A 23181-nucleotide genomic window follows, 5' to 3' on the forward strand; every position below is an offset into this window, starting at 1 on the left:
GGCTTTCTAAAGGGTTAGAAACGACGCCCCCGCTATTTTTGGGGAGTAGAAAGCAGTGAATATGCCGAAAATTATTGCTCATGCTATAGTTGTGTTAACCCTTCGTTAACCGTTTCGGAGAGACCTTGATGGCGCAAAATGAGTGGATACTGGACGTGTTGTCGGACCTCAACGCCTTCGCCGTTGAGAACGGTTTGATCGCGCTGGCCGAGCAGTTGGATGACACCAAACTGATCGCCGCGGCCGAGATCGCGTCCATGCAGGCTAAGGTGCGGACGCCAGCGGATGGGAACAAAACTAGAATTGAGCCAGGTTCTGGAGGATTTGGAAAACACCAGCACACTGGATGAACTCAGCGATGTTGCCGTTCGGCTGCGGGACAGCCTGAGGGTTGAACACCTCATTTATCATTGGGTCGATGGTGCCGGTGATCAATATGGCTATACGACTTATCCAGATGCTTGGGTCCAGCGGTATCTGGAAAGAAGCTATCATCGCATAGACCCGGTGATCGTGGGATGTTTTCAGCGGTTCCATCCGGTTGATTGGAAAAAACTAGACTGGTCTAGTAAACCGGCTAAGGCATTCCTGAAAGATGCGCAAAGTCACGGCGTCGGCAATCAGGGATATTCGATCCCGATCCGGGGGCCGAATGGGCAATTTGCCTTATTCACCGTCAACCATTCCTGTGACGACAGCACATGGCAGGATTTTGTTGAAAGCCACGGGCGTAGCCTGATTCTGATCGCGCATTATTTCAACCGAAAAGGATTGGAATTTGCGAGTGACCGGCAACCCGGCTCACCTCGGGGGTTGTCACCGCGCGAGGTGGACGCAATGACTTTGCTGGCGCTGGGTTACAGCCGGGCGCAGGTGGCGCATTCTCTGTCAATCTCCGAGCATACGCTGCGGGTGTATATTGAGGGCGCGCGCGCAAAACTCGGCGCCCAAAACACCACCCACGCCATCGCGACGGCACTTAGCCGGGGATTAATAGTGGTTTAAAGAGGCGCGCGGTCTCAGAACGAGAATTTAATGATGTTTTTGTACCCCCTTCGTTCCTGCAATGGACGACAAGGGGAAAAGTCATGTTGCGCTATCTTTATGCCGACGAATTGTACAAATATCCGGATTTGGCAGACGGGATGTTCCGTGACCGGGCAGACCAGTTTAAAACCCGGTTGGGCTGGGATGTTCACGTCGATGTAAATGGGCAAGAGAAGGACCAGTACGACGACCTGAATCCGTTGTACGTCATTTGGGAAGAAGAAGATGGCAGTCACGGCGGCTCGATGCGCGTAATGCCCACCACGGGTCCGGTCATGGTAAATGATGTGTTTGGACATCTCACAGGGGGCCAGCCGATCTGCAGCCCGCTGATTTGGGAGGTGACGCGGTTCTGCCTTTCGCGCACCGCCAGCCCTCATACGGCCGGCGCGATCATGTTGAGCGGGGGCGAGATGATGGAGGGGTTTGGACTGACCCATATTGCCGGTGTCTTTGATGCGCGCATGATTCGGATTTACCGCCTGATCGGATCGTCGCCGGACGTGCTGGGATCAGAAGGAAAAGGACGCGATCAGATTTCTGTTGGGCTGTGGCCCTATTCCGCCCAGGATTGCACCCGCGTGGCAGAGCGCGCGGGCATTCCGCGTGAGCTGTCCCGGCTGTGGTTTAAGACAGCTTTTGGCACCGGGCGGCAGCAAAGGTTCCCTCTTTCGGCGTGACGGGGAAACCCAAATCATTCTCTGGTGATAGCTGGCGTGGGCCTGTAGGGTCGCGCCATGTCTTTACCTCCTGTAACTTTCTCTGACGATCAGGCCGCCGCCTATGACAGCATCTCCGAGATGTTGAAAGCGGCCGGTGTCGACCTGGATGAAGACGCGCTGTTGAAATTGCCGGGTGGCGGCAAGTCAGGTGTCATGGCGGTGATCGGAAAGGCAGGATCGGGCAAAACCCTGCTATTGGCCGAGCTATACAAGGCGCTTGCGGGAACCGGTGTTCAGATCGTTTCGGGCGATTTCGAAAGCCGCAAAGCGCGGGATAAGCGAAGCCTTGCGATTTTGGCGCCCACCAACAAAGCCGCAAGCGTCCTGCGTCTGCGCGGTGTGCCGGCCACAACCATTCACCGGATACTCTATACACCGGTCTATGATCCGGAATACGAGCGGATCGCCGAATGGTTGGCGGGCAATGATGAACGCCCCGAGATCGAGGGCCTGACGGATGAGGCTTTGGATCGCGCCGCCGCGTTTTATGAAAAGAACAAATCAATTCCCGGCGCGCTGGCGGCGGCTGGTTTGCGCGGGTCCGACTTCATCACAGGCTGGAAACGCCGGGATGAGCCGCTGGATATCGGGTTCGTTGATGAAGCCTCGATGCTGGATGACCGGCAATTCGAAGACCTGAAGGAAATCTTTCCGACCCTTCTTCTGTTTGGTGATCCGGCGCAGCTGGCCCCGGTTAACCAATCGGGTGGCATGGTGTTCGACGCTCTGCCGGAACCACGCAAGCAAATCCTGCACAGGGTTCACCGGCAGGATGCGGATAATCCCATCCTCGATCTGGCGCACGCATTGGCGGACCCTCAGATGGGGTTCGAAGACTTCGAACGTCTTGTCGAACAGACCGCCCGACAGGATGACCGCGTGGTCTGGGGGCAGCGGGTCGAGGTGGATCTGATGGCGCGCAGCCCGGTTCTGGTCTGGCGCAACGCGACGCGCATTCGGTTGATACAGGCGTTCCGAAATGTACACGGCGCGCCGGATACGGAGTTGTTGGAAGGTGAACCTCTTATTTGCGACGGTATCGAACTGCCCCTGAAGCACCGCAAAAAGCGGCTGGACCTTGAGGCGCGTGGTTTGATCAAGGGCGCGCAAGTGATTTACCTGGGGCCGGGACGCAAGCCGGGGTTTTCTCGTTTGCATGTGATGGGCGCCGAAGACCCTCAGGTCAGTGCCGCGTCGATCGTGAAGATTGAGAAACCCGACGAAGAAGAACCATTTATCCCATACGCCGCGCGCATGGGCGCAACCTTCTTGCACGGGGCCGCTGTAACGATACATAAGGCCCAAGGGTCGCAGTGGGACACGGTGCAGGTTTTTGCTCCGGATATCTACGCGGCTGCCCGGATGGGTCGGACAGAGGCCGGGCAACCCTTGTGGAAACGGTTGGCCTATGTGGCAATCACCCGCGCGCAGCAAAGGTTGATCTGGGTGGTCCGCAACCGGCTGGCTAAACCCACCCATGCTCTGCGTGTGGACGATCTGCGTTCCGTCCCTGCAGCGGCGCTGGAATTAGAGGCAGAAGAGACATGAGCACTATCATCATTACCGGCGCAAGCTCGGGCATTGGCCGAGCGACGGCCGAGCTGTTTTTGAACGAAGGCTGGACCGTTGGCTTGCTGGCCCGCAGCGCGGACAAGCTGCACGACATGGCGGCGGATCACAAGAATGCGCTTCCGTTAGCCGCTGATGTTACAGATCCGGATGCAGTACAGGCAGCCTTCCAGGTTTTTCAGGACAAAGCTGGCCGGTTGGATGTTCTGTTCAACAATGCCGGTATATTCGCCCCCGGCGGTACAATTGATGAGATTGCGCTGGAAGATTGGTATCAAAGCGTGAACGTGAACCTGAATGGTATGTTCCTCAGTGCGCGTGAGGCCTTTCGGATCATGCGGCACCAGACCCCTCAGGGTGGGCGTATCATCAATAATGGTTCAATCGCTGCCTATGTGCCGCGACCGAACTCGGTGCATTATTCAGCGACGAAACATGCCATCACGGGCCTGACCCGAAGTTTGTCTTTGGACGGGCGCGATTTCGGGATTGCCTGCGGTCAGATCGATATCGGCAATGCACGCACGCCAATGGTGCAAGGGTTGGTGGATGCCGCGATTGAGGCAGGGCGACAGCCCGACCCTACCATGGCTGTCGAAGATGCGGCGCGGTCAGTGCTTCACATGGCGACCCTGCCTCCCGAGGCAAACGTACAGTTCATGACCGTCATGGCCACGACAATGCCCTATATCGGGCGCGGTTAGGTTTTAGTTCTCGCGCAGCAGTCGGAATGCAGTTGACGCGCCCCACCCTGCGGCGATCGCGATGACCAGCGACATTAAACCATACCAGACCGGCTGCTCGCGGGACATGCTGTAAAGGAATCGTTCCAGCCCGACCTTGCGCACATCAATAACCGTTTCGTATTGCGACACGACCTCGCCGCCCCGTGTCAGAAAGATACGCGCGGAATAGTTCCCTTCGGTCAGGTCAGCAGGCATCGCGATTGAGGTGCGGAACAGGGTTTGTTCATCCACCGCCACGGTGTTTTCGCGGATGGAGTACAAATCCTCGCTTTCACGAATGCGGATGACCGCGTCCGCAAAGTCCTGAGCGCCGCGGATATGCATGGCTGCCCCGACCGACCGGATAGCGCGTTCGATGGAAATTCGATTGCGCAGATCTTCGGTATCGGTGAGGATGTCGTCCAACGGGCCGCTTGTGGCTACGGCGTAGAAGCTGGGCGCGAGATCGACAAGAACACTGTCTGTGTTGACCCAAATCCCCAGTTTGCGTTCCTTGCGCCGGACAGTCACAGGACCCGATGGCCCGGCCACGGCGACGATCACCTCAAGCGGAGGGCCTTCCGGAATAGGCGTTTCCCGTTTCACAGCACCAAAAATCAGAATTTCAGATCCGTCAAATGTCGCTGTAATGGCCACGCGATCCTGGCTGAGGCCCAGTACAACTTGTTCTTCAACAGCCAAGGCCGGGGTGCAGCACAGAACCAGCAGGACAACCAGGCGTTTCAGCATGATCAATGGCCCCCTGCGGTGCCCAGAGAATAAAGCTCGGACGGTTCAATCAACAAATCCAGCGCCAGCTTGCCGCAAACCACCAGAACCAGTGCCGCCAGCAACACGCGTAACTGTTCGGCCGGCATGCGCGCTCCGATCACCGTGCCAATCTGTGCGCCAACAACACCACCGATCAGAAGCAGGACGGCCAGAACGATGTCGACGGTATAGTTCGTTGTCGCGTGCAACATCGTTGTAAAGCCGGTCACGAAGATGATCTGAAACAGTGACGTCCCAACCACGACTTTCGTAGGCATCCCCAGCAGGTAGATCATTGCGGGCACCATGATGAACCCGCCGCCAACGCCCATGATGGCTGACAAGACACCAACGCAAAGCCCAACGAGGATGGGTGGAATGACCGAGATATAAAGCCCCGAGGTACGGAATCGCATCTTGAACGGCATGGAGTGTACCCAACCACGCTGTCGCCGCTTTGCTGGTGCCGCTATGCCCTTTCGCGATTTACGCAGCGCACGCAGGCTTTCGATGAACATCAGGCTGCCAACCACACCAAGAAAAATGACGTAGCACAGCGTCACCAACAGATCGACCTGGCCAAGGCTTTTGAGATAGTTGAACACCACAACCCCAAGTCCGGCGCCAGTTAACCCGCCGACCAATAAGACTGTTCCCATTCTAAAATCGACTGTTTTTCGTCGAAGATGCGCCAGCACACCGGAAAAGGAAGAGGCAACGATCTGGTTGGCTTCGGTTGCGACGGCAACCGCTGGGGGGATGCCGATGAAGAACAGAAGCGGGGTCATCAAGAAACCGCCACCCACACCGAACATCCCCGAAAGCACGCCGACCATTCCCCCCAACCCCAGCAAGAGAAAGGCATTCACGGAAACTTCGGCAATAGGAAGGTAAATCTGCATTTGGAATTACCGGATGACCACGGACGGATCACGCGGGGCGATCCGGCCCGTCTCATACCACTGGGGTGAGGCATTAATACGGCGCACAGAAAGTGGCGGTATGGCGAATATCGGCGTGACCGAAGTGTATTCGGTCAACCTGTTTGGCTGGTCAGAAAAGCAACCCCCGTGATCGGGGTGTTCACGTGTTTCCATCCCCCCGATGGGGTTTGATCCGCGCTGGGCTATCACAGGAAATACGCACATACCCCTTTAGAACGGTTGCGGCATTCAAAATCAACTCTGTATGCCGCTCTGCAGCAAACAGGAATGAAATGAGTTCGCAACTGGACTTATCAGCGCTCCTTCACATAGGGCTCTCCCCCGGCACGGGGCGGGATGGCTTTGCCCACGAAACCGGCTAGAATGACCACCGTCAGGATATAGGGCAGGGCGTCCATGACCTGCACCGGGATAATTATACCCCCAAGGTCAATGTTCTGGAATCGCAGCGCAATCGCTTGCAGCAGGCCGAACAGCAGGCAGGCCCACATCGCATGCCAAGGCCGCCATTTCGCAAAGATCAGCGCTGCTAGCGCGATGAAGCCGCGCCCTGCGGTCATCTCTTTGACAAAACCGGCCTGTAGGGCCGTGGCAAGGTAAGCCCCGGCTATCCCGCACAGGACACCACAGATGGCGACTGCGGCGAAACGCAACCCAACGACCGACACACCGGCTGTATCCACCGCCGCAGGGTTTTCGCCGACCGCGCGCAGGCGCAGGCCAAACCGGGTACGGTACAAAACCCACCATGTCAGCGGGACCATCAGGAACCCGACATAAACAAGGATCGAATGACCTGACAAAAGTTCCGAGTAGACCGGTCCGATGATCGGAGCTGCATCAAGCGCTTCGGCAAAAGGAAAACTGATCGGTTCAAACCGGCCTCCGCCAAACAGTGATGGTGTTCGGCCACCCTGCTGGAACCAACTCTGAGCGATAAGTACGGTGAGACCCGAGGCCAGGAAATTGATCGCGACGCCCGAAATCAGCTGATTGCCCCGGAACGTGATCGAGGCCACTCCGTGCAGCGCAGACAGAATCAGCGACGCGCCAATACCTGCCATAAGGCCCAGCCAGACAGATCCCGTCACCGCAGCCACGGCGGCCGAGAAAAAGGCAGACATCAGCATCTTGCCTTCCAGACCAATATCGAAAATGCCGGCCCGTTCGGAATAGAGACCGGCCAGACAGGCCAACAGCAGCGGTGTCGCCAGGCGGATTGTCGAGTCGAGGACCTGAACCAGAGTAACAAAAAACTCCATCACTCTGCCCCCTTCCGCAGACCAAGGAACAGTTTTTCAAGCGGTATCCGCACCATGTTGTCCAACGCCCCGGTGAACAAAATCACCAATGCCTGAATCACCACGATCAGCTCGCGCGGGATCGACGTCCACAGCGCCAGTTCCGCACCGCCCTGATACAGAAATCCAAACAGGATCGCCGCCAGGAAAACGCCGAATGGATGTGAACGGCCCATCAAGGCCACAGCGATGCCGATAAAGCCCGCGCCCTCGGTCGCGTTCAGAACCAGACGTTCCGCTTCGCCCATCACGTTGTTGATCGCCATAAGGCCCGCCAGCGCGCCCGAGATCAGCATCGCGATGATCGTGATCCGAACCGGTGAAATACCGGCATAGACGGCTCCGGTTTCAGAATGGCCATACGCGCGGATTTCATAGCCCAGCCGCGTGCGCCAGATCAGCGCCCAGACAACCACGCAGGCCAGCAGCGCGACGAAGAATGAGATATTCGCGGGCGCGCCCCGGAAAACAGCATTTTCCGCAGTTGAGAACATCGATTGGAATGTCGGTAGGTGCACAGCCTCGGGGAAGCGCGCTGTAGCCGGATCCTGTGAGCCCTGCGGGCGCATAACGTTGACCAGCATATAGTTCAGGAACGCAGCCGCGATAAAGTTGAACATGATCGTGGTGATCACGATATGGCTGCCACGCTTGGCTTGCAGATAGGCCGGGATCGCGGCCCATGCAGCCCCGAACAGCATCGAGGCCGCGCAGGCGGCAAGCAGCGCGATGCTCCAATGTGGCCATGGAATGTAAAGACAGGCCACGGCGACACCAAGACCGCCCAGCATCGCCTGACCTTCGCCCCCGATGTTGAACAGCCGGGCGTGGAAGGCCACGGCCACAGCCAGCCCGGTGAACATGAAGTTGGTTGCGTAATACAGCGTATAGCCCCACCCATAGGTGGACCCCAACGCCCCCGTGACCATCAGGTTCACCGCCTCGACAGGGTTTTCACCGATGGCCAGAATGACCAGTGCCGAAAGGATTGCGGCCAATATCAAACTGATCAGCGGGATCAGAACAACGTCGGCCCATTTGGGCATTTTTTCCATGTTACGCGGCCTCTCCCGCAACACCGGCCATGAGCAGGCCCAGTTCTTTTTCATCCGTCTCATGGGGCAGACGCTCGCCCATGATATGTCCGTCAAACATCACCGCGATCCGATCCGACAGCGAGAAGATCTCCTCCAGCTCGACCGAGACCAGCAGGATTGCCTTCCCCTGATCACGCAGCGCAACGATTTGTTTGTGAATGAACTCGATCGCGCCGATATCCACGCCTCGGGTGGGCTGACCGACCAGCAGCAGGTCGGGGTTGCGCTCGATCTCACGTGCGACGACGATTTTCTGCTGGTTGCCACCCGAAAAGTTTTTCGCGGTCAGCCAGGCATTGGGCGGGCGCACATCAAACTTTTCAATCTTGCGTTCCGTATCGGCGCGCAGGGCGGCATTGTCCATGAACAGACCGCGTTTGTAAGCCGGGTCGCGGTGATAGCCGAACGCCACATTCTCCCACGCGTGGAAATCCATGATCAGACCCTCGCGCTGCCGGTCTTCGGGTACGTGAGCAATGCCTTGTGCCCGCCGGGCCTGACCGTCAGACCCATGCCCTGAAAGTGCCAGCGGTGTGCCGTTCAACCTGATCGTCCCCTGACCGGGGCGCATGCCGCCCAACACCTCAAGCAGCTCGGACTGGCCATTACCCGCGACGCCAGCGATGCCGACAATCTCGCCTGCGCGCACTGTCAGGTCGATTCCCTTGACGCGCTCCACACCCGCTTCGTCGACCACCCGCAGGTTCTCAACCTCGAGAATGGGTTTGCCGGGTTGTGCCGGAACCTTATCCACCTGCAACAGGACTTTCCGGCCCACCATCAGTTCTGCCAGCTCCTGCGGGCTGGTTTCTGCGGTTTTCACGGTTGCCGTCATCTGACCACGGCGCATGACGGAAACGGTATCGGTGGCTTCCATGATCTCGCGCAGTTTGTGCGTGATCAGAATAATCGTCTTGCCCTCTTCGCGCAGGCGATGAAGAATTCGGAAAAGCTGATCGGCCTCGGACGGGGTCAGAACACCTGTGGGCTCGTCCAGAATCAGAATCTCGGCCTGGCGATAAAGCGCCTTGAGGATTTCGACGCGCTGTTGCCGGCCCACGCCGATTTCATCAATGCGCTTGTCCGGGTCTACGAACAGCTCGTATTCTTCTTCCAGGGCTTTCAGTTCCTTCCGCGCCTTTGCCAGCGACGGGGCGAGCATGCCGCCATCCTCGGCGCCCAGAACGATGTTTTCCAGTACGGTGAAATTCTCGACCAGTTTGAAATGCTGGAACACCATCCCGATGCCGGACGCGATTGCCGCCTGGCTGTCGGGGATGTCGGTCTTGGTGCCGTTGATCCAAATCTCACCTTTGTCGGCCTTGTAAAAGCCGTAGAGAATACTCATCAGCGTTGACTTGCCCGCGCCGTTTTCACCGATGATCCCATGAATGGTACCGGGGGCGACGCTGATGGAAATGTCCTTGTTGGCCTGGACTGGCCCAAAGGCTTTGGAAATCCCTTTGAGCTCAATGGCGGGGACTGTCATGTCTTGTCCTCAATAGCCGAAGGGCCGCGCCCATTGCGCGGCGAAGTGGATGCGAGGCGGAGGATCACCACCGCCCCGCGCGATATCAGAACTGCAGTGCCGGGCAGCTGTCGTTTTCGTAATAGCTGACCACCGTGATATTGCCATTGATGATGTCGCTGCGTGCGTCTGCAACGGCTGCGCTCATCTCTTCGGTGACCAGTTCAGCGTTGTTTTCGTCCATCGCGACACCAACGCCTTCTTCCGCCAGACCCATGGTGAATACGCCGGTTTGAACGTCTTCACCTGCCTTCATCGCGTCATAAACGGCAACGTCCACGCGCTTCAGCATCGAGGTCAGAACCTGGCCCGGGTGCAAATGGTTCTGGTTGCTGTCCACTCCGATCGACAGGATGCCTTCATCAGCGGCAGTTTGCAGAACACCAACGCCGGTACCACCGGCCGCAGCGTAGATCACGTCCGCGCCCTGGCTGATTTGTGCTTTAGTCAACTCGGACCCTTTGACAGGGTCATTCCAGGCTGCAGGGGTCGTGCCTGTCATATTTGCAATGATGTTCACATCCGGGTTCACCGCCTTGGCGCCCTGCGCATAGCCGCAGCCAAAATGACGGATCAGGGGTATGTCCATCCCACCGATGAATCCAACGGTTCCGGATTTGGACGCCATCGCCGCCATCATCCCAACAAGGTAAGAGCCTTCGTGTTCGGCAAAGCTGACCTGGCGAATATTCGGTGCATCCAGCCAGTTCACGTCAACGGCAACAAACTTGGTGTTCGGGTAATCACCGGCAACCGCAGCCAATGGATCGGCCATCGCAAAACCCATGGTGATGATCGGGTTCGCACCCGCTTCGGCGAAGCGGCGCAGCGCTTGTTCCCGCTGGGCTTCGGATTGAAGTTCGATTTCGCGATAGGTTTGACCGGTTTGTTCCGCCCAACGTTGCGCGCCGTTATGTGCGGCTTCGTTGAACGATTTGTCGAACTTGCCGCCCAGGTCAAAGATCAGGGCTGGCTCGGCCAAACTTGCACCTGCGGTCAGCGCAACGGCGGCGGCTGCACCCATCAAGGATTTCATCAGGCTCATTTCATACTCCCGTTTGTTTTTGTTGATCGAGGCCACGATAGCCGCGATTACCCGCTGCGAGCGAGCATAATTGTTGTGATGGCGGGAATTAAGGCTGTTTGCAACCGATGTGGTCAATAGGTTTTTGACCGTTTGGTCGAAAAAAAACAGAAATATCGCTTAGGTGAGCATGCGCGCCATAGCGATAGCGTCGATTTTTGTTCCGTTTTCAGACATATAGTAGCCCTTACGACGACCGCAGGGCGCGAACCCGCAGCGTTTGTAGAGCGCGATTGCCGGTTCATTGTCTGCCGCAACGTCTAGAAAAGCCCGAGTTGCACCAAGTTGCCGGGCACGCGCCTGCCAGTCCTGCATGCAACGCAAGGCCAGACCTTGACGTTGATGGTTGGGGCGCGTGGCGATTGTCAGCAGTTCAGCCTCATCCGCGATGACTTGAAAAACGGAAAAACAACAAGCATTACCAACGGCATAGGTAAACCGGTTGGCCAAAAGATCACTGAACTCTTCGGCCGTCCATGGGCGGGATCGGGTGAATGCCGCCGCGTGGGTGCTCGCCATCTCTTGTGGGGTCATCCGTCCAGCAAAACCGGTGGCGTGTCTTTTGACGGTGCAGCATCGGCAGGTCGCAGATACAGCGGTGCTGGCGGCTCGGTCACCGTGGGCCATCTTTGAAGTGTCAGGCGGGCAATTGCGCGAACCTGCTGTTCGGGAGAGTCGTTCAGGATCAAAGGCCCGAACGATTCTGCCTTTTCCTGTGCCATCAGCGTCGGTTCTTGCCCGGGCAGCGCGATATAGACTTGGCCGCGCGGAGCACGGATTGCGGGCAGCTCATGCCCAATTTCGGCCAGCGCATCGAAGCCTGAAACCCCAACGGCTGGAATCCCGAGGCCAAGCGCAAGCCCTCGCGCGGCAGACACCGATATTCGGATGCCCGTGAAGTTCCCCGGTCCTATACCGACGCCGATAGCCGTGAGGTCGGACCACGTGCAGCCCGCCTCGGCCAGAAGTTCCTCAAGCAAAGGCATCAGTCGTTCAGCCTGTCCGCGTGACATAGCCTCGGTTTGGGATGCGATTACTTCGTCACCCTGCAACAAAGCGGCCGCGCAATGCGCGGCCGATGTGTCAAACGCCAAAATGAGCGGATCAGACGGCAACAGGGCGCACCTCGGTCACTTCGGGGATGTAGTGACGCAACAGGTTCTCGATCCCCATCTTCAATGTAAGGGTCGAAGACGGGCAGTTCGCGCAGGCCCCTTGCATATGCAGATAAACAACGCCGCGGTCGAAGCCATGAAAGGTGATATCACCGCCATCCTGGGCCACGGCTGGCCGCACGCGGGTATCCAGCAGATCCTTGATCTGATTAACAACTTCCGCGTCTTCACCCGAGTGTTCAGCGTGACCCGAATTGGTCGTCGCTTCGGAATCCATAACCGGTTGACCGGATTGGTAATGTTCCATCACGGCACCCAAGATAGCAGGTTTAATGTGATCCCACTGAACGCTTTCAGATTTGGTCACGGTTATGAAATCATTGCCAAAGAAAACGCCTGTCACGCCGTTCACCGTGAATATCCGTCGTGCCAGGGGCGATTTCTCGCTGGCTTCGGCCGAAGGGAAGTCCGCGGTACCGGCCTCGAGCACCGTTTGACCGGGCAGGAATTTGAGCGTTGCGGGGTTCGGTGTGGATTCGGTTTGGATGAACATGTCATGGCTCCGTTACAGATGCTCCTGATATGCGGGTCAGGGCTGAGGAAGTCAAGATTTGGAACGGTTCTAAACTTCTGCCGCAAGTTGAATTGCATCATCCAGCCGGTCATCGCCCCAGAACAGCTCATCCCCCACGAAAAAGCTGGGGGCTCCGAAAATGCCCTTTGCCTGGGCCGTTTTCGTTTGCTCCATCAGCGCGGCCTTGATCGCGGGTTCCTGGCACTGATTCAGTGTTTCAGCGGCCAGGCCAACTTGGGTGAGGCAGGCGATCAGCACCTTGTCGTCTGAAATGTTCCGACCTTCGGCAAATTCAGCAGTATAAACAGCCCGGATAAACGCCGCTTTTTGAGATTGGTCTTTGATCGCCAAAACCAGCCGCGCAGCCTTCAGCCCATTCTGGGGAAACGGGTCGGGGCGGGTGAATGCAAGGCCTCGCTGTGCGGTTAACCGTTCCATATCACGCCACATATATCGGCCTTTGTCAGGGTAGATATTGAACGGGGTATTGTCCAATCCCTGCGCCGCGAAAATCGGGCCAAGCAGGAAAGGGCGCCATTCAACAGCAACGCCGTGCTGAGCCGCAAGCTCTTCGATCCGCATCGCACTCAGGTAAGAATAGGTCGAAGCGAACTCGAACCAGAACTCAATCTTGTTTGTCATGGGTTGTCTCAGGTTATTTCTTCCAGTTTTTCCTTGCTCAGATCACCGGGGACAATGGTGATCGGGATCGGCAGGCTGCCCGAGTTCTTGGTCAGCTGCGTGACAAGGGGACCTGGACCTTTCTTGTCGACGCCAGCACCCAGAACCAGAACGCCGATTTCGGGGTCTGACCGCACATGCTCGATAATTTGGGCAACCGGTTCACCTTCGCGGATCGCAAGTTCAGGGTCGATATTCTGTTTGTCGCGCATCCACTTGGCGAACACTTCGTAATGGGCGTGGATACGCTCGCGCGCCTCTTCGCGCATCACCTCGGCCACTCCGATCCAATGATTGAATTCATCTGGAGGGATTACGGACAGGATGGTCACACCGCCGCCAGTATGGGCCGCGCGCATGGCAGCGAAGCGCATCGCGTTCAAGCATTCGCGACTGTCATCCAGAACAACCAGAAATTTGCGCATGAAGTGTCCTTGTTCATTTCCGGCGATCATGCCCGACCAATTGCGGACTGGCAACTAAAGCGTGGTCAGCGGGTGCTTAGGGCCCAATCCCAGTACATTTCCCGCGCGCGGCGGGCGATTGGGCCGACTTGAAACCGCGTATCCTCAAGTGCTGTGACCGGTGTAATTTTGTTCATGTTGCCAGTCATGAAGACTTCGTCCGCCTTGTGGAAGTCATCAAATCCAAGGACCGATTCGTGCACCTTGACCCCGTCAGCGCGCAGGTTTTGGATGTGGCGCGCGCGGGTAATACCGGCCAGAAAAGTGCCGTTTGGGATAGGGGTGAAAACCTCTCCGTCACGGACCATGAAGATGTTGGCAGTTGCGGTTTCGGCTACATTCCCCATGGCGTCAGCCACCAAAGCGTTCGTGAACCCCCTTCCGCGGACCTCTTTCAGCATGCGCGCGTTGTTGGGGTAAAGGCATCCGGCCTTGGCGTTAACCACAGCGGATTCCAGAACCGGGCGGCGGAACCGCGTGTATCCCAGCGTGACCGAGGCTGTCTCGGGCGCCATTGGGATTTCCTCAAGACAGATGGCAAAACCGGTGCTGTCTTCCATTGGAACGATGGCCGTCGCGTCGCCGTCGATACCCCAGTACATCGGGCGGATGTAAACGGCTGCGTCCGGACCATAGGAAGCTAGCCCCTCCTTGGTGATCTCAACCATCTGCTCTGTCGTCACAAACGGTGTCAGCATCAGCGCCTCGGCCGAGCGGTTCACGCGTGCACAATGCGCCTCAAGATCCGGGGCCATGCCGTCAAAATAGCGTGCCCCGTCAAAGACTGATGATCCCAGCCAGGCGCCGTGATCGGCCGCGCGCATGATCGGGGCATCCCCATCGTGCCACTGACCTTCGAAATAAGTGCGGATATTCTTGCCGACTGCCATGACGCCCTCCCAAGCTTTTGCGCAACCTAGGAAGACGTCGCGGCAACGTCCAGCGCAATCAACCCTGTTTTGCGCCAACCATGCCTACGATTTCGTAGGTCTGCCGCAAGATCGGGGCTGCAATTGCGCGGGCTTTGTCCGCGCCTTTGGCCAGAATCCGGTCAATCTCGGCCTCTTCACCCATCAGACGGGCCATTTCGGTTGAGATTGGCGACAGTTTTGCGACTGCCAGATCGGCCAGCATCGGCTTGAATTCACCGAACTGTTTTCCGCCGACTTCGGCCAGCACCTCTTCGGTGGTCTGATTGCTGAGGGCAGCGTAGATGTTCACCAGATTGCGGGCTTCGGGGCGTTCCGACAGGCCGTCTACCTCAGATGGCAGGGCATCGGGGTCGGTCTTGGCCTTGCGGATTTTCTTGGCGATGGTATCGGCATCGTCGGTCATATTAATCCGGCTCATATCTGACGGATCGGATTTCGACATTTTTTTTGATCCATCCCGCAGGCTCATGACGCGTGTGGCTGCGCCTTCGATCACGGGTTCGGTGATCGGGAAGAAATCAACGCCGAAATCGTTATTGAACTTGATCGCGATGTCGCGGGTCAGTTCAAGATGCTGTTTCTGGTCGTCGCCCACAGGCACATGGGTTGCGTGATAGACCAGAATGTCAGCCGCCATCAGCGACGGATAGGCAAGCAGGCCCAACGAGGCGTTCTGCTGGTTCTTGCCCGCCTTGTCCTTCCACTGGGTCATGCGCTGCATCCAGCCCATGCGCGCGACACAGTTGAAGATCCACGCCAATTGGGTGTGTTCGGGCACCTGGGACTGGTTGAACAGGATCGACTGTTCCGGGTCGATGCCGGCGGCGATGAAGCCTGCACACAGTTCGCGCGTGGAATGCGCCAGTTCCTTGGGGTCCTGCCAGACGGTGATCGCGTGAAGATCGACCATGCAGTAGACGGTCTCTTTCTCCGGTCCCTGCATGTCCACAAAACGCTTGAGGGCACCAAGGTAGTTGCCAAGATGCAGGTTTCCCGACGGCTGGATGCCGGAAAACACGCGTGGTGTGAACTGGGTTTCGGTCATCGAAGGGAACTCCCGTCTGGAAAAATCAGCCCCCGTCGCTTACCCATGAGGTTAAGGGACGTCAACAGCCGTGAAAGGCCAGCCCAATGAGCAGTGAGCATTATACACCCGCCGTGAACCCTTTGCCGCCTGTCGTGGTGGCTTTGACCCTGTTTATCATGGGGGTGGAGCTGGCCTTTACCCTCGGTGCACGTGGATTGGTCGGCGGCCCCTCGGCAGTGGGGTGGCGGCTGGACGCGTTGCAAAGCTATTCTTTTTCGCCCGATATCTTCTACTGGATGATCGAGAACGGGCGCTGGCCGATTGAGCATGTCATCCGTTTCGTGACCTATCCGTTTGTCTCGGGCAGTTTCACGCAGGCCATCTTTGTTTGTGTGTTTGTGCTGGCGATGGGCAAGATGGTGGCCGAGGTCTTTGGCGGGGTTCAGATGCTTGTGATCTTCGTTCTGTCAGGCGTCGGCGGAGCACTGGCCTACGCGCTTTTGCTGGACCCCAACTATCCACTGGTAGGGGGATTCCCGCCCGTGTACGGCCTGATCGGCGCGTTCACTTGGCTGCTGTGGCGCAAGCTATCGCTGGTCGGGGAAAACCAATCGCGCGCGTTCAGCCTGATTGCAGTCCTGATGGGCATCCAACTGCTGTTCGGTTTGTTGTTTGGCGGCACGTCCGACTGGGTGGCCGATTTGGGTGGTTTTGCCACGGGGTTCTGCCTGTCTTTCTTTTTGGCACCCGGCGGCTGGGCACGGATCGTGCGGCGCATTCGCCGCGACTGATCACGACCGCCGCAACGCCTTTTTGAACTCAGACAGCTCAAAAGCACCAAGCAGGTGACCAAGGAAGAAATAGGCGGCTGCTGCAACCTTGATCGTAATGATCAGCGCCAGGTATCGCCATCCCGGTAGATCGAAGGTCCAGCCGAACAGGTGAATGCCTGCATATAGGATGGCACCCATGCCCAGCGACGCAGCAACGATGCGCCATGCCCGGTGTTTGAAGCGATCGTCAAAGCGTGCCTCCTCACCCATACGCCGCGCGCCAAGGAACAGCAGACCTACCATCGCCCAACCGGCGGCCGAGGCTGCAATGGCCGGAGCAATCCAGCCCACCAGTGGAAAAAGGCCGAATGCCAGCACCGCATTCACGATCATCGCCACAACCGCATAGTGGAACGGTGTTCGCGTATCTTCACGCGCGAAATAAAGCGGTTGCAGCAGCTTTTGCAGCATGAATGCAGGCAAGCCGATACCATAGATCGCAACAGCCAGCGCTGTGGCCGTGGTATCCTGCGCAGTAAACTGCCCGCGTTCGAACAGGACCGACACCAACGGGTTAGGTAAGATCACAAAAGCCACCGTTGACGGTATCGTCAGTAACAGCGTGAACTCACCCGCACGTGAAAGCGCATTTCGGGCTCCGTCTTTGTCATCGGCCCGCAAGCGACGAGACAGATCAGGTAGCAGCACGATCCCGACCGCAATGCCCACCACGCCAAGGGGTAGTTGGTAAAGTCGGTCTGCTGCGAACAGCCAACTTACGGCCTTTTCGGTTTTTGAGGCTACCAATTGCCCCACCACAAGATTGACCTGCGTTACCCCCATGGCCAGTGCAGCCGGAACGGCGATACGGACCATACGGCGCATTTCCGGGCTGAGTTTGGGAATGCCGGGGCGTATGCGATACCCTGCACGTTCGGTCGCCACCCAAACCAATGCCAGTTGCGCAACTCCGGCCAGCGGGATCACGGTGATCAGCCAACGGATTACCTCTCCGCCGGCAGCTGCTCCGGCGATGAGGGCGCTACAGGCGAATATGTTCAGCAGCACCGGCGCGGCGGCCGCGGCAGCAAAGCGACCAGTGGCGTTCAGAACACCAGAAAACAGCGCTGCAAGCGACATGAACAGGATGTAGGGAAAGACCACGTACCCGTAGCCCACCGCCAGGTCGAACCTTTCATCGCCATAAAACCCCTCGGCCGTGATCCAGACCAACCCGGGCATGAACACCATCGCCAACCCGACCAAAGCCAGAACGGCGATGGCAAGCAGGTTGAATGCGTCCTGCGCAAAGCCTTCGGCGTCTTCTTCCCCCTCCAGCCGTTTTGAAAACATCGGTACAAAAGCTGCGTTGAACGCGCCTTCGGCAAAGAACCTGCGAAACATGTTGGGCAGGCGGAAGGCGGCGACAAAGGCGTCCATCACCGGACCCGGCCCGATATAGGCGGTCAGCAGGATTTCCCGTAGAAAGCCCAGTATCCGGCTGGCCAGGGTCCAGAAGCCGACCGTGAACAGGCCTGAAAACAGACGGATCTGCTTCATGAGGCTGCGCGCTCGGCGCCTTCGGTAATGGCTTTGCGCAGCTTATCCTCAAGCGCGCGCTGTTTGCTTTTCGAATAGTATTTCAGCCCGAACATATCCTTGACGTAGAACGTGTCCACCACCTGTTCGCCATAGGTCGCGATCACCGCGTTGGCGATATAAACATTGGCCGCCGCCAGCGTACGGGCCAGATCATAAAGCAGGCCGGGACGGTCGCGGGTGTCGACTTCGATAATCGTGTAGATTTCCGATCCGTCATTGTCGAATGTGATGTGGGTCGGCACGTTGAAGGCGCGTTCGCGTTTCTTGATCTTGTCGCGCGACTTCAACGCATCCTGCGCGACGACCTCGCCCCTCAGCGTCTTGTGGATCATCTGGGTCAGGCGCGGCAGGCGGCTGGATTCGAAAGGCCGGCCTTCGGCATCCTGAATCCAGAACACATCGGTCACATAACCGTCTTTCGTGGTATAGCTGCGGGCGTCGACCACATTTGCCCCGACCAGTGCCAAGGCCCCGGCGATCCGCGCAAAAATGCCGGGGTGATCGCCCATCGCAAAGCAGGCCCGTGTTGCATCGCGGTCTTCGTCCGGATGTAGCCGGATTTCCATTTCGCCCGGGTCACCGCTGATTTCCAGCGATCGCAACATCTCGGCAAATTCTACGTGGGTCGAGACGTTCAAACCCTGCCAATACGGCGCGTAATGCCGCGCGGTTTCAGCCTTGAGGTCAGACTTGGACCAGTTTGCAAGCTCGGCCCGCAGCGCCTTTTTCGCCACGGTGCCGCGATTGGCGCGGTTCAGGTCCTCCATCCCGGTTTCGAGGGCGCGCTTGGTTTCAGCGTGCAGCGCCCTCAGCAGGGTAGCTTTCCAGTTGTTCCAGGTATTCGGCCCCACGCCACGAATGTCGCAAACCGTCAGAACGGTTAACAGGTCCAGCCGCTTGACGGTCTGTACCGCCTTGGCAAAGTCCCGCACAGTGCGCGGGTCTGAAATGTCGCGTTTTTGCGCCATGTCCGACATCAAAAGGTGATAGCGCACCAGCCATTCTACGGTTTCCGAATCCGATTTGTTCAGACCCAGCCGCGGGGCAACCTTGCGGGCGATCTGCGCACCAAGGATCGAGTGATCTTCGGCGCGGCCCTTGGCAATGTCATGCAGCAACAAGGCCACGTACAGTACCTTGCGATTGACGCCGCCTTTCAGGATCGACGAGACCAGCGGCAGTGTCTCGACCAGCTCTCCGCGTTCGATCTGGGCAAGGTTGACGATACACTGAATGATATGCTCATCCACGGTATAGCTGTGATACATGTTGAACTGCATCATCGCCACAATAGGCTCAAATTCTGGCAGAAAGGCCGACAAGACACCCAACTCGTTCATCCGCCGCAAGGCGCGTTCGGGGTTGCCATGCTTGAGCATAAGATCAAGAAAGATGCGCCGCGCCTCTTTGTTTTCGCGCATTTCCTCGTCAATCAGGTTCAGGTTCGCGCTGACAAGCCGCATCGCATCCGGGTGTATCAGCATACCCGTGCGTAAGCCTTCTTCGAACAGGCGCAGCAAGTTCAGCTTGTCCGACAGGAATGTCTCGGGGTCGGCTACATCCAGACGTCCATGCACCACCTTGTAGCCCGCCTTGATCCGACGGCGACGGCGAAAAATACGCTCAAGCAAAGCCTCGCCCTTCAGATGCGAGGCTTCGAGTTTGGTCAGAAAAATACGGGTCAGATCGCCGACATAGGTTGCCTCTCGGAAATAGCGTTGCATGAACACCTCGACCGCGCGGCGTCCGGCCCGGTCTTCGTAGCCCATCCTTTTTGCCACCTCGACCTGTTGGTCAAATGTCAGCTGTTCGGTGGCGCGCCCCGTAACAAGATGAAGATGTGCCCGCACGGCCCACAGGAAATCTTCGGCCTGAACAAATGTTCTGAACTCTTCAGGCGTGAAGAGGCCCAACGGCACCAATTCGGCCACATCCTGAACCCCGTAAATATACTTGGCAATCCAGTATAGGGATTGCAGGTCTCGCAAGCCGCCTTTGCCCTCTTTCACGTTGGGCTCGACCACATAGCGCTGGCCCTGCTTTATATGCCGTTCATCGCGTTCTTTCAGTTTGGCTTCGATAAACTGACGCTCGGTTCCCTTGAACAGATCGGATTTCAAGCGTTTTTCCAGATTCGCCGCAAGCTTGGTGTCACCGGCCAGGTAACGCTGCTCCAACATGGCCGTTCGGATCGTGAAATCATCGGCACCAAGACGCAGGCAGTCTTTTATCGTGCGCGACGAATGGCCAACCTTCAGCCGCAAATCCCACAAGATGTAAAGCATGGATTCGATCACGCTTTCGGCCCATGCCGTGATTTTGTAGGGCGTCAGAAACAGCAGGTCTACGTCGGATGAGGGCGCCATCTCGCCGCGCCCATAACCGCCCACCGCCAACACAGCGATCTTTTCGCCTTGCGTGGGTGTGGCCAGAGGGTGCAGATCCTCGCTCGAAACCTTCATGGCGGTACAGATCAGCCCGTCAGTCAGATAGGTGTAGGAACGGGTCAGTGGCCGCGCATCAAACGGGCGTTCGGTAAAAGCATCGGCAATCGCCTTGCGCCCAGCTTTCTGGACGTCACGCAGAATGCGCACAGTCTCTTGCCGCCGTGCGACATTGTCTGAAATTTTCTCGAAAGCATCCGACAGCTGCGCCAGGACGGCGTTGCTGTCGAAAATTTCATCGGCCGGACAGATCAACTCACCCCTTGGGGCAAGCGTCAGAGCCGGTAGATCAGAAACCGGCGCCGGAGAAGCTTTGTGGGGCAGGGTCAATCACTACTACCTGTTTATTCTGGATCGTGGCGACGGCCAGACCGCGTTCATTGGTACCGTTTGGCCGCAGGCGGAATATACCGCCGACACCCTGGAAACCAGCGTTTTGTGTCAGCGCCGAAGCGGTGAGTGCGTTGGACCTTCCTTGACTGACCAAGGCGGCGATTGCAGCGATACCATCATAGGCCAAACCGCTGATCGGGTGCGGGGCTTCGCCATAGGTATTGTTATACCGCTGCCGATATGCCTGTGCTTTGGATGGGTCCGGCAGAGCAAACCACCCACCCTGGACCCCCGGCAGGTCCAAAGTTTGTGGCGGGATGTCCCAGCGCGTCAGACCGATAAACTGTGTATTCGCCGGTGAAACGCCTGCTTCGGGCAGTAATTGCGTAAAAAGCGGCAATGCGCCGGCAGTGGTTGCTGTCAGAAACAGGGAGTCCGCACCAGACGCATCTACGGTTGCTTTGACTGACGGGACCGAGTTGATGACACCTTGCTGAGAACGGTCATAGCCCACCGAGCCCGCATTGTTCACACGGCTGCCACCAAGTGCATTGGAAATGGCAGCTTGACCCAACCGCCCGGCAGCATCGTTGCTATGAACGATGACCATGTTGGATTTGCCTTGCGATCCGGCAAAACTGACAAGACGGTTGGCTGTATTGTCGAAAGTTGGCCCCAGCACGAACACATTGCCGCCTGCAATGCTGGTGTTGTTCGAAAAGGACAGTACATTCACGTTGTTGCTCAGCGCCGCAATGCCTGCAGAATTTGCAGCCTGCGCATACACAGGCCCAAGTATGATCTTCGCTCCGTCTGCCACCGCCTGCTGCGCAACCGCCGCAGCTGTATTTGAGCTGCCCCGCGTGTCATAAACGCGCAAATCGATCTGAACATTCGGCAAATCCGCAATAGCAAGCCGAGCCGCGTTTTCCAGGCTGCGCGCCAACGCGGCGTCACCGGCTTGCCCTGATCCCGCAGGGACCAACAAGGCAACAGGCACGGGGTCGGAGGTATCGATCGAAGGGCCGCCGCCAATGGTGCCGACTTCGCAAGCGGCCAAAAATGCGGCGGTTGCCAGAACGGCGGCTGTACGCACCAGTTTGCGAACGGGCTTGCAAAGGCTAAACATCTGAATGAAAACTCCCTGTCCGGGCGGCTAGGGGACCGCCGCTCTGTTGCTCGGGATAATAAACGTCACGCTGTGAGGGTCCAGCTTTGAATTTCCAAAAAGTCAGTTTGGGCGCCGGCCTGTATTTTGTTGCCACGCCAATCGGGGCTGCGCGCGATATCACGCTAAGGGCGCTGGACGTGCTGGCGTCGGCTGACGTTATTGCGGCCGAAGATACGCGTAGCCTACGCCGTTTGATGGAAATTCACGGAATCCCACTGGAAGGCCGGCGTATTCAGGCATACCACGATCACAGCGGTGCCGCGGCGCGCGGAAAGGTTCTGGATGCGCTCGCGGAAGGAAAGTCGGTGGCCTATGCATCGGAAGCCGGGATGCCGTTGATTGCCGATCCCGGCTATGATCTGGGGCGACAGGCCGCGGAGGCCGGGCATCTTGTAACCTGCGCACCGGGACCGTCCGCAGCCTTGATGGCACTGACGCTTGCAGGGTTGCCAACGGACGCATTCTTTTTTGCCGGTTTTCTGCCAAACGCCTCTGGCGCGCGACGAACCCGCATCGAAGCCTTGCGCGACGTGCCGGGAACGCTCGTGTTCTACGAATCGCCAAAGCGCGTGGCGGCCTGTCTTTCGGACTTGGCCGAGGTGTTGGGTGAAGACCGCAGCGCCGCGATGTGCCGCGAATTAACCAAGAAATTCGAAGAGGTCCGGCGCGGCACTCTGGGCCAATTGGCGGCTGAATTGCAAGGCCAGACACTCAAAGGCGAGATTGTGCTGCTTGTAGATCGCGGACATTCGCAATCTGTTAACGAATCCGACGTAGAAGATGCTTTGAAACGAGCCCTTGAAACCCACTCGGTCAGGGATGCGGCGGACCTGGTATCTGAGATGTTCAAACTGCCGCGGCGACCGATCTATCAAAAAGCCTTGAAGCTTGGGAAAGGATGACATGACAGCGCGATCCGTCCGAAGCTCGGTCTCTTACCACGCAGGGCAAGCGGCGGAGTTAAGGGTTGCAACCGACTACGAACGCCGCGGCTTTTCTATCGCGCATCGACGCTGGCGTGGCGCGGGTGGTGAAATTGACCTGATCGCACGCGACGGTGAAGACCTGGTGTTCATCGAGGTCAAGAAAAGCACCAGGTTCGACATGGCAGCCGCCCGGATCAGCCAGCGTCAGATTGATCGCATCTGTGCCTCGGCCGCTGCGTTTTTAGGCAGCGAACCTCGTGGTCAACTGACAAATGTTCGGTTTGATGTTGCGTTGGTGGATGGCAGCGGTGCCGTTCAAATTATAGAAAACGCGTTCGGCACCGCGTGATC

25 protein-coding genes are annotated in these 23181 nt (G+C 57.8%); 9 read left to right on the forward strand and 16 right to left on the reverse strand.

Annotation, left to right across the window (positions count from 1 at the left end):
- Positions 1-128: 128 nt before the first annotated feature.
- The 5 genes from LCM21_RS16195 to LCM21_RS16215 all read left to right on the forward strand — a co-directional run bounded on the left by LCM21_RS16195 (position 129) and on the right by LCM21_RS16215 (position 4042).
- Positions 129-350, forward strand: coding sequence for a hypothetical protein (locus tag LCM21_RS16195; RefSeq protein WP_224891528.1), 222 nt, complete (start codon positions 129-131; stop codon positions 348-350).
- Complete coding sequence (locus LCM21_RS16200) at positions 286-1005, forward strand: helix-turn-helix transcriptional regulator (RefSeq protein ID WP_224891529.1); 720 nt, start codon at positions 286-288, stop codon at positions 1003-1005. The genes LCM21_RS16195 and LCM21_RS16200 overlap by 65 nt, the downstream gene beginning before the upstream one ends.
- 83 nt (positions 1006-1088) lie before the next feature.
- Positions 1089-1727, forward strand: a complete 639-nt coding sequence (locus LCM21_RS16205) for an acyl-homoserine-lactone synthase (protein WP_224891530.1) — start codon at positions 1089-1091, stop codon at positions 1725-1727.
- A gap of 57 nt (positions 1728-1784) precedes the next feature.
- Positions 1785-3317: an ATP-dependent DNA helicase gene (locus LCM21_RS16210; RefSeq protein ID WP_224891531.1), complete on the forward strand. Its 1533-nt coding sequence runs from the start codon at positions 1785-1787 to the stop codon at positions 3315-3317.
- Positions 3314-4042: an SDR family oxidoreductase gene (locus LCM21_RS16215; protein ID WP_224891532.1), complete on the forward strand. Its 729-nt coding sequence runs from the start codon at positions 3314-3316 to the stop codon at positions 4040-4042. Before LCM21_RS16210 ends, LCM21_RS16215 begins: the two co-directional genes overlap by 4 nt.
- 3 nt (positions 4043-4045) lie before the next feature.
- Here the strand turns inward: LCM21_RS16215 and LCM21_RS16220 are convergent, their stop codons facing one another.
- Together LCM21_RS16220 and LCM21_RS16225 are read right to left on the reverse strand one after the other, a co-directional pair.
- Positions 4046-4813 (reverse strand): TIGR02186 family protein, encoded by a 768-nt coding sequence (locus LCM21_RS16220; RefSeq protein ID WP_224891533.1) that lies wholly within the window; start codon positions 4811-4813, stop codon positions 4046-4048.
- A 2-nt stretch (positions 4814-4815) separates the two neighbouring features.
- The gene (locus LCM21_RS16225; protein ID WP_224891534.1) at positions 4816-5736 is read right to left on the reverse strand and encodes a sulfite exporter TauE/SafE family protein; all 921 of its coding nucleotides are present in this window, start codon (positions 5734-5736) and stop codon (positions 4816-4818) included.
- 13 nt (positions 5737-5749) lie between these two features.
- Between LCM21_RS16225 and LCM21_RS16230 the strand changes: the two genes are divergently transcribed.
- Positions 5750-5908, forward strand: coding sequence for a hypothetical protein (locus LCM21_RS16230; protein WP_224891535.1), 159 nt, complete (start codon positions 5750-5752; stop codon positions 5906-5908).
- Between the two features lie 163 nt (positions 5909-6071).
- Here the strand turns inward: LCM21_RS16230 and LCM21_RS16235 are convergent, their stop codons facing one another.
- The 11 genes from LCM21_RS16235 to trpS form a co-directional block, all read right to left on the reverse strand.
- A complete protein-coding gene (locus LCM21_RS16235) occupies positions 6072-7040 on the reverse strand; it encodes an ABC transporter permease (RefSeq protein ID WP_224891536.1) in 969 nt (322 codons plus the stop codon).
- Positions 7040-8134 carry an ABC transporter permease gene (locus LCM21_RS16240; RefSeq protein ID WP_224891537.1) on the reverse strand — a complete coding sequence of 365 codons (1095 nt, stop codon included), beginning with the start codon at positions 8132-8134 and terminating at the stop codon, positions 7040-7042. Before LCM21_RS16240 ends, LCM21_RS16235 begins: the two co-directional genes overlap by 1 nt.
- Position 8135: 1 nt before the next feature.
- The gene (locus LCM21_RS16245; protein ID WP_224891538.1) at positions 8136-9665 is read right to left on the reverse strand and encodes an ABC transporter ATP-binding protein; all 1530 of its coding nucleotides are present in this window, start codon (positions 9663-9665) and stop codon (positions 8136-8138) included.
- Between the two features lie 85 nt (positions 9666-9750).
- Positions 9751-10749, reverse strand: a complete 999-nt coding sequence (locus LCM21_RS16250; protein WP_224891539.1) for a BMP family lipoprotein — start codon at positions 10747-10749, stop codon at positions 9751-9753.
- 159 nt (positions 10750-10908) lie between these two features.
- Complete coding sequence (locus LCM21_RS16255) at positions 10909-11322, reverse strand: GNAT family N-acetyltransferase (RefSeq protein WP_224891540.1); 414 nt, start codon at positions 11320-11322, stop codon at positions 10909-10911.
- Positions 11319-11903 carry a tRNA (adenosine(37)-N6)-threonylcarbamoyltransferase complex dimerization subunit type 1 TsaB gene (tsaB, locus tag LCM21_RS16260; RefSeq protein WP_224891541.1) on the reverse strand — a complete coding sequence of 195 codons (585 nt, stop codon included), beginning with the start codon at positions 11901-11903 and terminating at the stop codon, positions 11319-11321. The genes LCM21_RS16255 and tsaB overlap by 4 nt, the downstream gene beginning before the upstream one ends.
- On the reverse strand, positions 11893-12456 hold the full coding sequence (locus tag LCM21_RS16265; RefSeq protein WP_224891542.1) for a NifU family protein: 564 nt from the start codon (positions 12454-12456) through the stop codon (positions 11893-11895). Before LCM21_RS16265 ends, tsaB begins: the two co-directional genes overlap by 11 nt.
- Positions 12457-12525: 69 nt before the next feature.
- Positions 12526-13119 (reverse strand): 2-hydroxychromene-2-carboxylate isomerase, encoded by a 594-nt coding sequence (locus tag LCM21_RS16270; RefSeq protein WP_224891543.1) that lies wholly within the window; start codon positions 13117-13119, stop codon positions 12526-12528.
- 8 nt (positions 13120-13127) lie between these two features.
- Entirely contained in the window at positions 13128-13583 is a 456-nt protein-coding gene (locus tag LCM21_RS16275; RefSeq protein WP_068338174.1) for a universal stress protein, read from the reverse strand.
- Positions 13584-13648: 65 nt separating this feature from the next.
- Entirely contained in the window at positions 13649-14512 is an 864-nt protein-coding gene (locus LCM21_RS16280; protein WP_224891544.1) for a branched-chain amino acid aminotransferase, read from the reverse strand.
- A gap of 58 nt (positions 14513-14570) precedes the next feature.
- Complete coding sequence (gene trpS / locus LCM21_RS16285) at positions 14571-15599, reverse strand: tryptophan--tRNA ligase (RefSeq protein WP_224891545.1); 1029 nt, start codon at positions 15597-15599, stop codon at positions 14571-14573.
- Positions 15600-15685: 86 nt separating this feature from the next.
- Here trpS and LCM21_RS16290 point away from each other — a divergent pair, with 86 nt between their 5' ends.
- On the forward strand, positions 15686-16372 hold the full coding sequence (locus tag LCM21_RS16290; protein WP_224891546.1) for a rhomboid family intramembrane serine protease: 687 nt from the start codon (positions 15686-15688) through the stop codon (positions 16370-16372).
- Here the strand turns inward: LCM21_RS16290 and murJ are convergent, their stop codons facing one another.
- Genes murJ through LCM21_RS16305 form a run of 3 tightly spaced genes read right to left on the reverse strand, consistent with a single transcriptional unit; the run spans position 16373 to position 21862 of the window.
- The gene (gene murJ, locus LCM21_RS16295; RefSeq protein ID WP_224891547.1) at positions 16373-17914 is read right to left on the reverse strand and encodes a murein biosynthesis integral membrane protein MurJ; all 1542 of its coding nucleotides are present in this window, start codon (positions 17912-17914) and stop codon (positions 16373-16375) included.
- Positions 17911-20730: a [protein-PII] uridylyltransferase gene (locus LCM21_RS16300; RefSeq protein WP_224891548.1), complete on the reverse strand. Its 2820-nt coding sequence runs from the start codon at positions 20728-20730 to the stop codon at positions 17911-17913. The genes murJ and LCM21_RS16300 overlap by 4 nt, the downstream gene beginning before the upstream one ends.
- Positions 20690-21862, reverse strand: a complete 1173-nt coding sequence (locus LCM21_RS16305) for a penicillin-binding protein activator (protein WP_224891549.1) — start codon at positions 21860-21862, stop codon at positions 20690-20692. The genes LCM21_RS16300 and LCM21_RS16305 overlap by 41 nt, the downstream gene beginning before the upstream one ends.
- Before the next feature lie 86 nt (positions 21863-21948).
- On the opposite strand from LCM21_RS16305, the gene rsmI reads away from it, so the two are divergent.
- Entirely contained in the window at positions 21949-22806 is an 858-nt protein-coding gene (gene rsmI, locus LCM21_RS16310) for a 16S rRNA (cytidine(1402)-2'-O)-methyltransferase (protein ID WP_224891550.1), read from the forward strand.
- Position 22807: 1 nt separating this feature from the next.
- The gene (locus LCM21_RS16315; RefSeq protein ID WP_224891551.1) at positions 22808-23179 is read left to right on the forward strand and encodes a YraN family protein; all 372 of its coding nucleotides are present in this window, start codon (positions 22808-22810) and stop codon (positions 23177-23179) included.
- Positions 23180-23181 lie beyond the last annotated feature (2 nt).

Origin of the sequence: Ruegeria profundi, assembly GCF_020171505.1 — a bacterium.
GTDB lineage: Bacteria > Pseudomonadota > Alphaproteobacteria > Rhodobacterales > Rhodobacteraceae > Ruegeria > Ruegeria profundi.